Consider the following 13,089-nt stretch of genomic DNA (forward strand, 5'->3'; position numbering starts at 1 on the left):
CAATTTAAGGAGGCCCCCCATGTCTGAAAACAGATGCCCGTTCAACCACACCACATCACAATCCACTTCGAATGAAGATTGGTGGCCCAACAAGCTAAAACTGGATGGTTTACGCCAACATTCGAGTCGATCAGATCCGATGGGCGATGGTTTTAATTACGCTGAAGCATTCAAAAGCCTTGATCTTAAGGCTGTGAAGCGAGATCTACATCTCTTGATGACCGATTCTAAAAGCTGGTGGCCAGCCGATTTCGGCCACTACGGCCCACTGTTTGTTCGCATGGCTTGGCACAGCGCAGGCACCTACCGCTCTGCCGATGGACGTGGCGGCGCAAGCAGCGGTAGCCAGCGCTTTGCTCCCCTTAATAGCTGGCCGGACAACGTTAACCTCGATAAGGCACGCCGACTGATCTGGCCGATTAAACAGAAGTATGGCAGCAAAATATCCTGGGCTGATCTGATGATCCTGACAGGTAATGTGGCACTGGAGTCAATGGGATTTAAAACCTTTGGTTTTGCCGGTGGCCGCGAAGATATATGGGAGCCTGAGAAAGACATCTACTGGGGCAGTGAAAAAGAGTGGCTGGCAAACCAGCGTCATAGCGGTGAACACGAAGAGCTTGAAAGCCCGTTGGCTGCCGTTCAGATGGGGCTGATCTATGTGAATCCTGAAGGTCCTGGAGGCAATCCAGATCCGCTGGCTGCGGCCAGAGATATTCGCGACACCTTTGCCCGCATGACGATGAACGATGAAGAGACTGTCGCACTGATTGCCGGTGGTCATACCTTCGGTAAAGCCCACGGTGCCGCTGATACAGCAGCTGTCGGTGCAGAACCGGAAGCCGCAAGCATTCAAGAGCAAGGCTTTGGCTGGAAGAGCAGTCATGGCTCAGGCATGGCTGGTGACACCATTTCCAGTGGTCTGGAGGTGACCTGGACAACTACGCCTACCCAGTGGAGCAATAACTTTTTCTACAATCTGTTCAACTACGAGTGGGAACTGACAAAGAGTCTGGCTGGCGCACATCAGTGGCAGCCTAAAAACGGCGCAGCTGCGGATGCAGTGCCTGATGCACATGACGCATCTAAACGTCATGTACCGGCCATGCTCACCACAGACCTCGCCCTGCGCTTTGATCCGGCTTACGAAAAGATCTCACGCCACTTCTACGAGCATCCCGATCAATTTGCCGATGCCTTTGCTCGCGCATGGTTCAAGCTGACCCATCGCGATATGGGGCCACGCTCCCGCTATCTGGGCTCTGAAGTGCCTTCAGAAGTCTTGATCTGGCAGGACCCTGTCCCTGCCGTGGACCATGAACTGATCAATGATGATGATATCGCTACGCTTAAGAAGATGATCCTTGATTCCGGCCTTTCGATTGGCGAGTTGGTCTCAACAGCATGGGCGTCGGCCTCCACGTTCCGTGGTTCGGATATGAGGGGCGGAGCAAATGGAGCCCGCATTCGTCTGGCACCGCAGAAGGATTGGGTAGTGAACCAGCCGGTGCAACTTGCCAAAGTGCTTAAGGCACTCGAATCGATCCGCAGCGCCTTTAATAAACCACTGTCTATGGCTGATCTTATTGTGTTGGCCGGAAGCGCAGCTGTTGAGCAGGCAGCCAGAAGTGCTGGCAAGGATATTACTGTACCGTTCACACCCGGACGCACGGATGCCTCACAGGAGCAGACAGATGTTGAATCATTCGTTGTTCTGGAGCCGATTGCAGATGGCTTCCGCAACTATGAGAAAGATCGATACAGCTTGTCCGCTGAAGAACTACTGGTCGACAAAGCGCAACTGCTCACCCTTACTCCGGTAGAGATGACCGTGCTTGTGGGTGGCATGCGTGTGCTGAATAGCAACTTCGCTGGCAGTCAGCACGGTGCTTTCACCGACCGGCCGGAAGTGCTGAGCAACGACTTCTTCGTTAATCTACTCGACATGGCGACCAGCTGGAAAGCGAACGCTGACGATGAAAACCTATTTGAAGGCAGTGGTCGCGAGAGTGGCGAAGTGAGATGGAGTGCAACACGTGTCGATCTGATCTTCGGCTCAAACTCTGAGTTGCGCGCCTTGGCGGAAGTCTACGCTGCAGCTGACGCGCAGGATCGGTTTGTACATGACTTTGTGAATGCTTGGACCAAAGTGATGGATTTGGATCGCTTTGATCTTGCCAGAAACGCTTGATACAGCCTTTATTAAGGTTAACGGGTCATTCGCAGGCGAATGATAAACTCTCGTTTGCCGACGGATGATTGCCCTGCAAGCAGGGCTGCACCTAATTTCCCCGCCTCACTGCTGGAAGCGGCGAGGGTGATGGTCTGATCCAGTGGCATCGTCACTTCTGTTGTAGCTCCTGCAATCTCAATCACCGGATTACCTTGCAGTTGTGGCACGGCGTTCAGGCGCATGTCGGCCTTGCCGGAAGGTGGGGTAGCTGGGGTGCGTGCCGTGCCCATGTCGATGAGCATCTCATGGCGGCCGCTTACCTGTGGATCAAGCCGCTGCATCCACGGGGTAATGCGTACCCGTACCTGATCGTTGCCGACAGGCCATGCGGTGACGGTGAATCCTGAGGTGATCGGAACCAATTCGACACTGTTGGCTTTAACAATACCGTAACCGCTGAGCCAGAGCTGGGTTTCACGGCTGAACGAGCGGATCGTGCCTGTTTCTATGCTGCCGGGCCGTGCTGCGCTGATGCGTAGCTGGAACATCTGAGTGCTGCGCGATCGCTGCCTGTCGCTGTTCACGGCAAGCTGCACCCAGCCGCCAGGCAAGCTGCCAACAGTAGCTGCTCCGGAGAGCTGAGAGCCGTTAAGTTGAGTGCTGTTGAAATCCGCGAGTTCAACAATGGCAGAGTACTGGGGTGTCGACTGGTCCAGCTGCTTGAGTAGTGCCTTGGCCTTGTCGAGATGCTCCGTATCATCCTCGATGACAAGCCGGCGCTGGGATGGGAGCTCTATGACCTTTCCGGTGGCCGAGAGCTGACTCTGTACAACTTGAGCCGCCTCGCTGATGGGAAGCGAGTAGATATCGATCACCTCGGTGGCAGCTCGGGCGGGTGCCGCTATACAGCAGAGAAAAAAGAGTCCGGCCAGTAGTTTTTTCACGCGGAAAATTCCGGATGAACCTCAGTTAGGCTGGCCGGATCCTCATGGATAATCACCTCTGCACCCGGATACTCGGCAATCAGCAGGGCTTCAACTTCGTCTGCAATCGCATGGGCTCTCATGAGGGTTAAGCTGTCGGTCAGTTCAAGGTGAAGCTGGATAAATATGGTTGTTCCCGATTTGCGAGTGCGCAGATCATGCATGCCAAGGGTTTCCGGGTGTCCATGGACGATCGCCTTGATCTTCTGGCGCTCCTCGTCAGGCAACTCACGGTCCATCAGAAGATCGAGTGACTCCTGGGCAATTTCCCAGGCGCTGTAGAGAATATAACCGGCAATTAGCAGGGCGAAGAGTGGATCAAAGCCTGCCCAGCCGTAGTAGGCCAGTAGCAGGGCGACGATAACACTGCCATTGACCAGCAGGTCGGTTTTGTAGTGCAGGCGATCAGCCTTGATCGCAGTGGAGTCGGTTTTGTTGATCACATGTTGCTGAAACGCCATCAAGCCAAGCGTGGCGATAATGGAGACGATCATAATGGTTATGCCGATTGGCATCTCGCTAATGGGTTGCGGGTTCCAGAAGTGGGAGATGGCCTCAAGGAGGAGAAACAGGGAGGAGCCGGTAATAAAGGTGGCTTGCCCTAGGCCTGCCAGCGCTTCGGCCTTGCCATGTCCAAAGCGGTGCTGCTTGTCTGCCGGTGCAAGTGCATGGCGGACAGCAATCAGATTAACCATGGAGGCCAGTGCGTCTAGGCAGGAGTCGATCAGCGTGGCCATCAGGCTGACCGAGTCGGTCATCAGCCAGGCAACGGCTTTACAGATAATAAGGACAACGGCGACCGATGTTGAGGCATAGGTCGCCAGCTTCATCAGGCGTGCTTTTTCCTCGGGGGAGGTCATATTCATGCGGAGATTCTGCCCTATTCTCAGGATGAATAAAGATGCAATCCCGGAATGAGTGGCAAAGGATGACATCGTTAAAGAGAGATACCATGATAGAGCCATGCGTGTATTGAATTCACCCCATCATAATGCGAGGCCTGCCGAAATGCCGATTGATATGATTGTGCTGCATGCAATCAGCCTGCCTGCGGGGAAGTTTGAACTATTGCATATTGAGCAGCTGCTTATGGGAAGGCTTGATTGCACTGCACACCCCTCATTTGCCGACCTGCAGAACTTAAAGGTATCTGCCCACTTCGTGGTCGACCGCAAAGGGGTGATTGCGCAGTTTGTTCCGTGCCAACGTAGGGCGTGGCATGCCGGTGTGTCCCAATGGCAGGGGCAGGAGGGATGCAACGATTTCTCTATCGGTATTGAGATGATCGGCGATGAGCAGCATCCGTTTACACAGGCGCAATACCGCGAAACGGCACGCCTTTGCCGGGAGCTGATGCAGCGCTTTCCAGCAATTGGGCGGCACCGTATTGTGGGGCATAGCGATATTGCGCCGGGGCGCAAATGGGATCCTGGAAAACAGTGGGATTGGGCGAAATTTGATCGTTCCCTGCATCGAATCCGGCGACTGAACCTGGAGGTTATATGACAACAAACGGATGGCTCTCTCTTTTTCCGTCGCTCAAGGGGTTATCTGATGCGGTAAGCCGTGAGCTTGTGGCGCTAGTGCCAATGAGGGTTCCCAAAGGTACCGTGCTGTTTCGCGATGGTGATGCTTGTCAGGGTTATGTATTTGTCCTTAATGGCTCAGTGCGAGTGCAGAAGATGGATGTGGAGGGGCGCGAGATCGTGCTCTACCGGGTGGAGGATGGGCAGACCTGTATGCTGACCAGTGCCTGTCTGCTCGGAGATAAACCTTATCCTGCTGAAGGCATTGCAGAGGTAGAGACGGAGCTGGTGCTGATTCCAGCCGGTCGCTTTGATGAACTTCTCGCCAACAGCGAATTCCGCAAGTTTGCTCTGAGCATGATCTCCGATCGTATCGCTGACCTGATGGCACTGATTGAGGATGTTGCATTCGGGCGCATGGACGTTCGCCTTGCCCGCCGCCTGCTGGAGCTGGATGACGGTAGCCATACATTGCGTCTGACGCATCAGCAGCTTGCTACCGAACTGGGCACTGCGCGCGAGGTGGTAAGCCGAATCCTCAAGGATTTTGAACGTCGTTCGTTTGTGATGCTCAAGCGTGGCGAAGTGGGGCTCTCCGACCTTTCAGCGATGAAGCGACTGGCGACTGAAGATTTGTGACAATATCACGGAACAATAATATCAAGAGGCATACTATCGCCCCATCAGTAAAGGGATAACCTGAGGAGGTTAGAAATGAAAGCGAATGTAGGATCGATTGACCGTATTTTACGTCTGGTGGCAGGCGCGGCAGTGATTGCCTTGGGTTATATGGGTGGCCTGGAATCACCATGGAATGTGGTGGCAATAGCTGCAGGAAGTGTGTTTGTACTGACTGCACTGATTAAATTCTGCCCGCTTTACCCCATCCTGAGCATCAATACCTGCGGTAAGAAAGCGGACTAAAGGTAAGCTTGTTTGATAGCAACGGCCCTTCGGGGCCGTTTTTTTTATCTGGAGTGTGGTGTGCGCAGTCGTTTTTTCAGCACTTCAGTTTTTAACTGGCCGCAGGCAGCCGAGATGTCGCGACCTCGGGATGAGCGAACCACGGCGATGATATTCGCTTCAACCAGTATGTCGCGAAAGGTGGAAACTGCGGTATCGGAGGGGCTCTTAAAGGCTGATCCCGGGAAGGCGTTAAACGGCAGCAGATTCACAGTGCATCCCATCCCATCCACCAGCTGACATAGCCGTTTGGCATCTTCAATGCTGTCATTCACACCAGCCAGCAGCACATATTCGATTAGTACCCGCTTGTTGCCGCGCGCTTTGATGTAGTCGCGAATTGCATGCAACAGCTCAAGAATCGGGTACTTGCGGTTGATCGGGATCACCCGGTCACGAACTTCATCGGTCGTCGCATTCAGTGAAACAGCCAGATTGCAGGGTAGCTTATCCTCAATCATTTTGTAGATGCCCGGCACCAGTCCAGAGGTGGAGAGGGTGATACGGTTGGGCGAGAAGGCCATGCCTTTTGGGTCAGAGGCGATGCGTACAAATTTTGCCACTTCATCGTAATTGTGAAATGGCTCGCCCATGCCCATCAATACCAGGTTGCGAACCTGACGGTTGCCTATCTTCTGCCCCATCATCACCTGTGCCACCATCTCGGCGGTGGAAAGATTGCGGGTCAGCCCCGCTGTTGCGGTCAGGCAGAAGGTGCATCCAACTGCACAGCCAACCTGCGTGGAGATGCACTGGGTAAGCCTGCCCGGCCCCTGAATCAACACCGTCTCCACTTCTTTGCCGTCTGCCATCTTCAACAGCAGCTTGCGCGTTCCATCCTCAGCCTGCTGCAGGGCTGTGCATTCCGGTTCAAAGGTAGTGGCATGTTCCGCAAGATAGTTGCGCAGCACGGTGGGGAGCTCAGGGATGGCCGTTATGTCACTGTTATAGTGGCGGAACAGGGAGGCAATAATGCGCTCTGCATGCACCGGCTTGGCACCTGCATCGTGGCAGAGCTGAACAAGCTGTTCATGACTCATACCGATCAGTGGGGGAAGGTTTTTTTCAGTCATAGCAATAAAAAAACGCATGTGCAGTTGCCCGCACATGCGTTAAGAAGTTCAATCCTTCTGAGATCAGAGGCCGTATTTGGCCTTGTTGGTTGCGACCTCTTCAGCCGATGGTGGCGTGTGATCCTTTACTTCGGCCAGGTCAAACAGGTCGCGTTCATCGTCACACAGTTCATTCAGTGCGATGTCGGACTCGAACACTTCAGGCACGTCCTCTTCAGGGTAGATCGCTTCCCATGGGCACTCCGGCTCACAGACAGCGCAGTCGATGCACTCTTCCGGAGAGATATAGAGCATATTCGGGGTCTCATCAGAGATATCTTTTGGCTGATAGAAACAGTCGACCGGACATACCGCAACGCATGCGGTATCTACACAATCCTTACACAGCTGGGTGACTACAAATGCCATGGGTTATTACCTCACTCACAAATTCGGCGCGCAGACTAACAAGGGCAAGCGAATATGGCTATATGCTGATCAGCGAACCTCGCTCAGGCTTACTTTCTTCACACCACCGATGCGCTCTATCAGGCTGGTTGGCACTTTCTCCTGACGCCACTCATAGACGGCAATAAAGGCCATGACCTGCTGCACATAACGGCGCGTTTCATTGAATGGAATGCCTTCCACCCATGATTCCGCACCGTCGAAAGGGGTGCGCTTTACCCAGAGTGAAACCCGGTGGGGGCCTGCATTGTAGGCGGCTGCAGCGAGAGCGAGGTTGCCGAACCTCTCGTTCATCTCCGCCAGATAGGCTGAGCCCAGCCGCACATTAACCTTAGGAGAGAAGAGGTCGGAGTGGCTTGATCCAAGATTAAGTTTTTTAGCTACACCGCGAGCGGTTCTTGGCATCAGCTGCATTAACCCTTTAGCTCCAACGTAGGATGTTGCCTGCCGGTTAAATGCGGACTCCTGACGGATAATGCTCCAGATCGAGGCGGTGGTGAGGCCACTCTCATTCGAAGCTTCTGAAACAGCGCCCTCATATCCGAGCGGAAACCGTGCAACAAGCGCATCATTCTCATCGGCTTTATAGGCTGCGCGAATTGCCTGATCATACCAGTTCCACTCTGATGCAAGCGTGGCGGCCGCACGCCATATGGCTCTGCTCTTGCCATGCAAAGCCATGTTCCATTCGCGACTTGCTTTGTTTGCATTGTCGAGCTGCAGCCATTCATAGGCGCGCTGAATGGCTGGCAGTTGGGAAATCATCTTGATATCTTCGGGGGAAGATTCGATCCCACTGTTGTTGAACTTTAGGGGAACCCCAAGCCGTTCGCTGGAAAGAAAGCTGTAATAGCCACGGTCATTTGCCAGCAGCAGGTAGAGTGGTCTGGCCAGTTCACTGCGCCCTGTCATCTCCAGCGCACGCGCCTTCCAGTAGAGCCAGCTACTCAGTTGCCGCTCCTCAGTGGGCATGCCATCAATGACGGCAAGTGTTTTTTTCCAGTCGTGGTGCAGGATGTAAATGCGGGCCTGCCAGCTGCGCGTCTCGTCAGACTGTTGCGATTCGGGCAGCTGACTTAACCATTCACCTGCCTCAAGCATGTGCTGCCTTGCCGCTCGTAGCGCGAGCTGGCGCTTCAACATGGCCAGTTTCTCTTCTGCAATGGTAACTTTTGGGGAAAGTTCCAACAGCAGATGCCACGCTTTGCCTGCATCGGAGCGGGCCAGTCGGATTAGCCCGTCATTGAGAATCAGTTCGGCTGTTAGAGGGTCAATATTTTCAGGCCATTGATTGAGCATCTTTTCAGGTTCGTGCTGAACCTGCTGCCAGTAAGTTATCAGTGGCTGTATCTCTTTAGGCAAGTGGAGTGCTTCGCGCTTAATCTTTTTCCATTTGCCATGACGGGCATAGTTGCCGATGCGCTGCCAGCGCTCATCCAGGGTTGGATGGCCTGCCTTTTTCCAGTTTCGATGAAGCTTCTCAGTGAAGGTGCTTATTTTTTTGTCTTTAATCCAGTGCGAGGAAAATAGTGCAATAGCCTGCTTGTTTTTGCCACTGTGCCAGGTTGCGACCATAGAGGTCTCCGGCAGGCGAGCCCGGTCTTGCGGATGGGCATCAAACAGCTTTATGACCTGCTCCCATTCGCCGTGTTTAGCCAGATATTTAAGCCAGGCTAAACGCAGACTAGGCGATTCCGGAATCTCTGGATATTGTTTCAGCGTTTGCTCTACAAGCTTGTCATTACCCCTCTCAAGGGTTTTACGGGCCAGCCAGATATCGAGATAGGGGGTTAGTGGATAGTTCTCCAGCTGTGCTCTAAGCGACTTGAATGATTGCTCATCGCTCTTGTTCAGGGCTAAGCGCGCCTGTTCAAACCACTCCCGATTTTGAGTCGGAGTAGCAGCCTGCGCAATAGAAGCGCAGAGAAAAAATATGGTAAAAACCAGTCCTGCAGCCCGCATTTTTCGCCCTTCCAGGGAAGTTGCCCTTGATGCGAGCTTAGTTGGCTTTCTTTGATTTCGCCAGTGGCGGCAAGAAAGTGTGAATAAGCGCATCCATTTCACCCGTGATAGCTAGAGCCTTACATCTTATAAAAAGCGAACTCTTCTACGACCTTACCACCACGGAAATGCTCATCGATAATGCGGTCAATAGCACTCTGGTTGAGGTTGCAGTACCAGACCCCTTCGGGATAAACGACCATGATTGGCCCTTCAGCGCAAACGCCGAGGCAGCCAGCACGGTTGACGCGTACGGCATCGGGATCGCCAACAATGAGCCCTGCTGCAGCCACCTTCTCTTTCAGGTAATTGAGTAGTGGCAGGTTTTCTCCGCAGCTTTTGCCGCAGCACATAATGGCATGGCGTTTGTAGGGCATCATCATCGGTTTAGGCATGGTTCAATCCTTCCAGCATATTCTTTCGTTTACCACGTCACCAATGATCACAATCGACGGCGAGCGGGCAGTGACAGTTCCATTGGCCGCCTCTTTCAGGGTGGCGATAGTCGTGTTCTCCTCATCCAGCGTAGCGGCGTAAATGATGGCAAGTGGTGTGCTTTCTGCAAGACCGGCTTCAAGCAGGCGCACTGCAATCTGGGGCAGATTTTTTGCGCCCATGTAGAAGACGAGTACAGGAAACGCTTCCACCAGCGACTTCCAGTCCATGCGGCTCTTGGCGCTTGCTTCATGGCCGGTGAGAAAAGCGAGTGTTGCATTGACTGAGCGGTCAGTAACCGGAATACCCGCCATGGCAGGGGCGGCTACACCTGCTGTGATGCCGGGAATCACCCGAAAACGAATAGAGGCAGCAGCCAGTGCACGCATCTCCTCACCGCCACGACCAAAAACAAACGGATCACCGCCTTTCAGGCGTACCACCCGTTTTCCCTCGTTTGCCAGTTCGATCAGTCTATCGCAGATATCATCCTGGCTGGCTGAAGGTCTGCCGCCACGTTTGCCCGCCAGAATCAGCGCGGTACCGACGGCCGCCATATTCAGCACCTCATCGGAGACCAGCGCATCGTAAACAATGGCATCACAATCGCCGATCAGTTTTGCAGCAGCAAGTGTCAGCAGGCTGACATCTCCTGGCCCTGCACCAACCAGTGCGACCTCGCCACTTCTTAACGGCAAATCAAGTCTCATGAGTTCCCCCGAAAGCAGTTGGCAACCAGTTCGGCAAAGCCATCGAGTTCACATAGCACTGGGGCAATCCGAGCATTGGGGGTGGAAGAGTTGGCGACCATGGCGCGGACTCTAGCAAGGCTACGCCCGGGAAACAGCAGTAGCGGCTGTACGGTTACACTGATCTCATGCATCTGCTGAAGAACTGCACTCAATGATGGCTCGCCATGCAGGAATGCAATTTGGCCACAGGGTTGCAAAGCCGCTTGCAGCCTCTCGAAGCCGTCAGGCTGGTAGAGAAGGAAGATGGTTTTGTCAGCCTGTGATGTACTGACAAGGGTGACGATCCCTTCTGTATGGCTTCCCAGTGAGGGCAACAGTGTGCAGTCAGAATTTTCTGCCAGTCTCGGCGTATCCTTGGTAAGGTGGACTCCTGCACCAAGGAATAGCGGCACAACATCTGCATTGCGCGGCAACTGATTATCGGAAAGAAATGCCGCAGCGACCGCCTCTCCGAGCCGTTTCGAAACCGCCGCAGCTACTTTTTCAACCTCTTTCGCATGGGTGGAGTCAGGCGATCCATGCGCCAGAATCACTTTCATCAGAACTCAATCCCCTGCGTGGCGGGGATATCGGACTGATAGGCGTGTTTGATCATCTTCATCTCGGTCACGGTATCGGCAACCTCAATCACTTCAGGCGCAGCATTGCGACCAGTCAGGATCATGTGCATCCACTTCGGTTTTTCATCACGGATGAATTTGGCGATCTCCTCTCCGGAGATCCAGCCGTAACCGGAGCAGTAGTTAATCTCATCAAACAGAACCAGATCGAACTCTTCGCTTTGTACCTTCTCTTTGCACAGCTCCCAGATCTCGCGGCTGGTTTTGATATCCTGCTCAGGATTTTTGGTGTCCCAGGTGAAACCGTCGCCGAGCGCATGCCACTCAATATTATCGAACTGTTTTGCAGCCCGCTCTTCGCCTGTTTTCCATTTCCCCTTGATGAACTGGATAACGCACACCTTCAAGCCCCAGCCAGCAGCACGAAAGGCCACGCCGAAAGCCGACGAGCTTTTGCCTTTGCCATCACCGGTATGCACCAGCACAATGCCCTGTCGTTTATCGCGTGATTTCATTTCACTCTCCATAGTCAGGAACCAGAACCGTCCCCTGTGTGATGACTGGTGCATCAAATAGTTTCGTTAATCGTTCACTTGCAAAAAGCTGTTTCGCCTCACCATATTCAGCACCACCTTTGCCATCAATCAGAATCAGGGAATCGGCAATGGCCATCGCCTGCTGCAGGTCGTGCAGCACCGTGATAATAGCGCGGCCACACTCTCTTTGTGTCTTGAGCATATGGATGCAGTGAATCTGATGTTTGAGGTCGAGATGTGCGGTCGGTTCATCAAGCAGCCATATCGGCGTATTACGCAGCATCAGCGCTGCCAGTTCCGTACGCTGGCGTTCTCCGCTGGAGAGTTCCCCCAAAGGTCTTTGCAACAGCGGCGCGATATCCATGGCGGCAGCCGTGGACTCAAGGGGCTCAGTATCTTCACCTGCGGCAAGCTCAAGGCGTTGCCTGACGGTGAGCCCGAACTCAGTGGGTGGAAGATCCCCCTGCCAGGCAATCTGCTGGCAGAGTTCGCTGCGACCATAGTCCGACAGTGGCCGGTCTGAGAGAGTCATGGCCCCGGTTGCAGGAATAAGGCCTGCCATGGCCAGCAGTAGGCTTGATTTACCTGCGCCGTTGGGGCCGAGCACGACGACCACCTCACCGGCATTGAAGCGGCAAGATAGCCCTGAGAGCAAGGTGTGGCCGCCACGCTCTACCTTCAGGCCAGAGAGATTCATCAGGTCGCGCATTTAGTTGCGCCTCAGCAGCAGGAAGAGGAATACCGGTACGCCGATAATGGCCGTGAGGATGCCGACCGGCAGTTCGGCCGGGGCGATTACCGTACGGGCAGCGGAATCGGCCAGTACCAGCAGCAGGCCGCCACCGATGGCGGAGGCCGGCAGTACCGCCCTGTGCAGCGAGCCGAACAGCAGGCGCATCAGATGCGGAATCACAAGGCCCACGAAACCGATGGTTCCGGCAGCAGTGACGGCCAGCGCAGTCACGGCCGACGCCAGCAGCAGCAGACGTTGGCGCAGTCGTTTGACATCCACACCAAGAGCTTCTGCATGACGTTCACCGAGCAGCAGTCTGTCCAGTGATTTTGAAAGGAGCAGGCCGCAGCCCAGCGCAATAATCCATGCCAGCAACAGCAGGGGAACAGGAAGGTCGGAGTGGGAGAGATCCCCCATCATCCACGAGAAGGCACGGAACAGTCCCTGCTCTGGCAAAAGCGCCAACAGCAGGGCGAGCACGGCAGACCAGAATGCCGCCAGTACCACACCGGCCAGCAGCATACGGTTTGGCCCCAGGTGGGAGAAGAACATCACGGCCACAATACCGATCCAGGCACCAATAAATGCACCTGCGCTCATCACCCATGCTGACTCAGGTATGAACATTAGGCCGGTGACAGCACCGGCAGAGGCAGAGCCAGCGACCCCCAGAACATAAGGCTCAGCCAGCGGATTGCCCAATAACACCTGAAACCAGGCGCCGGCCAGCGCCAGCAGGCCACCGACGGCAAAGGCGGTGAGCAGGCGCGGAAAACGCAGCTCCCAGAGAATGGTCTGCTCCAGCGTATCACTGGCGGAAAACGGATTGATCCACTGCTCCCCGGTAGCCATGCCGAGCAGCAGACAGGCCGCGACTGCGATGAAAAGGGCAAGCCAGCGTAGCATG

Annotated in this window: 15 protein-coding genes; 4 read left to right on the forward strand and 11 right to left on the reverse strand. The window is 54.4% G+C overall.

Annotated features, from left to right (window positions below):
- Positions 1-19: 19 nt before the first annotated feature.
- Positions 20-2,191, forward strand: a complete 2,172-nt coding sequence (gene katG / locus Ga0123461_RS01270) for a catalase/peroxidase HPI (RefSeq protein ID WP_100276689.1) — start codon at positions 20-22, stop codon at positions 2,189-2,191.
- A 17-nt stretch (positions 2,192-2,208) separates the two neighbouring features.
- Here the strand turns inward: katG and Ga0123461_RS01275 are convergent, their stop codons facing one another.
- A complete protein-coding gene (locus tag Ga0123461_RS01275) occupies positions 2,209-3,117 on the reverse strand; it encodes a type II and III secretion system family protein (RefSeq protein ID WP_100276690.1) in 909 nt (302 codons plus the stop codon).
- Positions 3,114-4,022, reverse strand: a complete 909-nt coding sequence (locus tag Ga0123461_RS01280; RefSeq protein ID WP_232710269.1) for a cation diffusion facilitator family transporter — start codon at positions 4,020-4,022, stop codon at positions 3,114-3,116. Before Ga0123461_RS01280 ends, Ga0123461_RS01275 begins: the two co-directional genes overlap by 4 nt.
- A gap of 97 nt (positions 4,023-4,119) precedes the next feature.
- Between Ga0123461_RS01280 and ampD the strand changes: the two genes are divergently transcribed.
- The 3 genes from ampD (at position 4,120) to Ga0123461_RS01295 (ending at position 5,606) form a co-directional block, all read left to right on the forward strand.
- Positions 4,120-4,662, forward strand: coding sequence for a 1,6-anhydro-N-acetylmuramyl-L-alanine amidase AmpD (ampD, locus tag Ga0123461_RS01285; protein WP_100276691.1), 543 nt, complete (start codon positions 4,120-4,122; stop codon positions 4,660-4,662).
- Positions 4,659-5,321 carry a Crp/Fnr family transcriptional regulator gene (locus Ga0123461_RS01290; protein ID WP_100276692.1) on the forward strand — a complete coding sequence of 221 codons (663 nt, stop codon included), beginning with the start codon at positions 4,659-4,661 and terminating at the stop codon, positions 5,319-5,321. The genes ampD and Ga0123461_RS01290 overlap by 4 nt, the downstream gene beginning before the upstream one ends.
- A gap of 75 nt (positions 5,322-5,396) precedes the next feature.
- Positions 5,397-5,606: a YgaP family membrane protein gene (locus Ga0123461_RS01295; RefSeq protein WP_100276693.1), complete on the forward strand. Its 210-nt coding sequence runs from the start codon at positions 5,397-5,399 to the stop codon at positions 5,604-5,606.
- 44 nt (positions 5,607-5,650) lie between these two features.
- On the opposite strand, the gene rlmN is transcribed toward Ga0123461_RS01295, so the two are convergent.
- From rlmN to Ga0123461_RS01340, 9 genes are all read right to left on the reverse strand, one after another.
- Entirely contained in the window at positions 5,651-6,718 is a 1,068-nt protein-coding gene (gene rlmN, locus Ga0123461_RS01300) for a dual-specificity RNA methyltransferase RlmN (protein ID WP_100278621.1), read from the reverse strand.
- Positions 6,719-6,781: 63 nt separating this feature from the next.
- A complete protein-coding gene (locus Ga0123461_RS01305) occupies positions 6,782-7,126 on the reverse strand; it encodes a 4Fe-4S dicluster domain-containing protein (protein ID WP_100276694.1) in 345 nt (114 codons plus the stop codon).
- A gap of 69 nt (positions 7,127-7,195) precedes the next feature.
- Positions 7,196-9,127, reverse strand: a complete 1,932-nt coding sequence (locus tag Ga0123461_RS01310; RefSeq protein ID WP_198507087.1) for a lytic transglycosylase domain-containing protein — start codon at positions 9,125-9,127, stop codon at positions 7,196-7,198.
- Positions 9,128-9,246: 119 nt separating this feature from the next.
- Complete coding sequence (locus tag Ga0123461_RS01315) at positions 9,247-9,561, reverse strand: (2Fe-2S) ferredoxin domain-containing protein (RefSeq protein WP_100276696.1); 315 nt, start codon at positions 9,559-9,561, stop codon at positions 9,247-9,249.
- A gap of 3 nt (positions 9,562-9,564) precedes the next feature.
- Entirely contained in the window at positions 9,565-10,311 is a 747-nt protein-coding gene (gene cobA, locus Ga0123461_RS01320) for a uroporphyrinogen-III C-methyltransferase (protein ID WP_100276697.1), read from the reverse strand.
- Positions 10,308-10,892, reverse strand: a complete 585-nt coding sequence (locus tag Ga0123461_RS01325) for a sirohydrochlorin chelatase (RefSeq protein WP_100276698.1) — start codon at positions 10,890-10,892, stop codon at positions 10,308-10,310. Before Ga0123461_RS01325 ends, cobA begins: the two co-directional genes overlap by 4 nt.
- Complete coding sequence (gene cobO / locus Ga0123461_RS01330; RefSeq protein WP_100276699.1) at positions 10,892-11,428, reverse strand: cob(I)yrinic acid a,c-diamide adenosyltransferase; 537 nt, start codon at positions 11,426-11,428, stop codon at positions 10,892-10,894. Before cobO ends, Ga0123461_RS01325 begins: the two co-directional genes overlap by 1 nt.
- 1 nt (position 11,429) lies before the next feature.
- Entirely contained in the window at positions 11,430-12,158 is a 729-nt protein-coding gene (locus tag Ga0123461_RS01335) for an ABC transporter ATP-binding protein (protein ID WP_100276700.1), read from the reverse strand.
- Positions 12,159-13,088, reverse strand: coding sequence for a FecCD family ABC transporter permease (locus Ga0123461_RS01340; RefSeq protein WP_100276701.1), 930 nt, complete (start codon positions 13,086-13,088; stop codon positions 12,159-12,161).
- Between the last annotated feature and the right edge of the window lies 1 nt (position 13,089).

Source organism: Mariprofundus aestuarium (genome assembly GCF_002795805.1).
Classification (GTDB): Bacteria; Pseudomonadota; Zetaproteobacteria; order Mariprofundales; family Mariprofundaceae; genus Mariprofundus; species Mariprofundus aestuarium.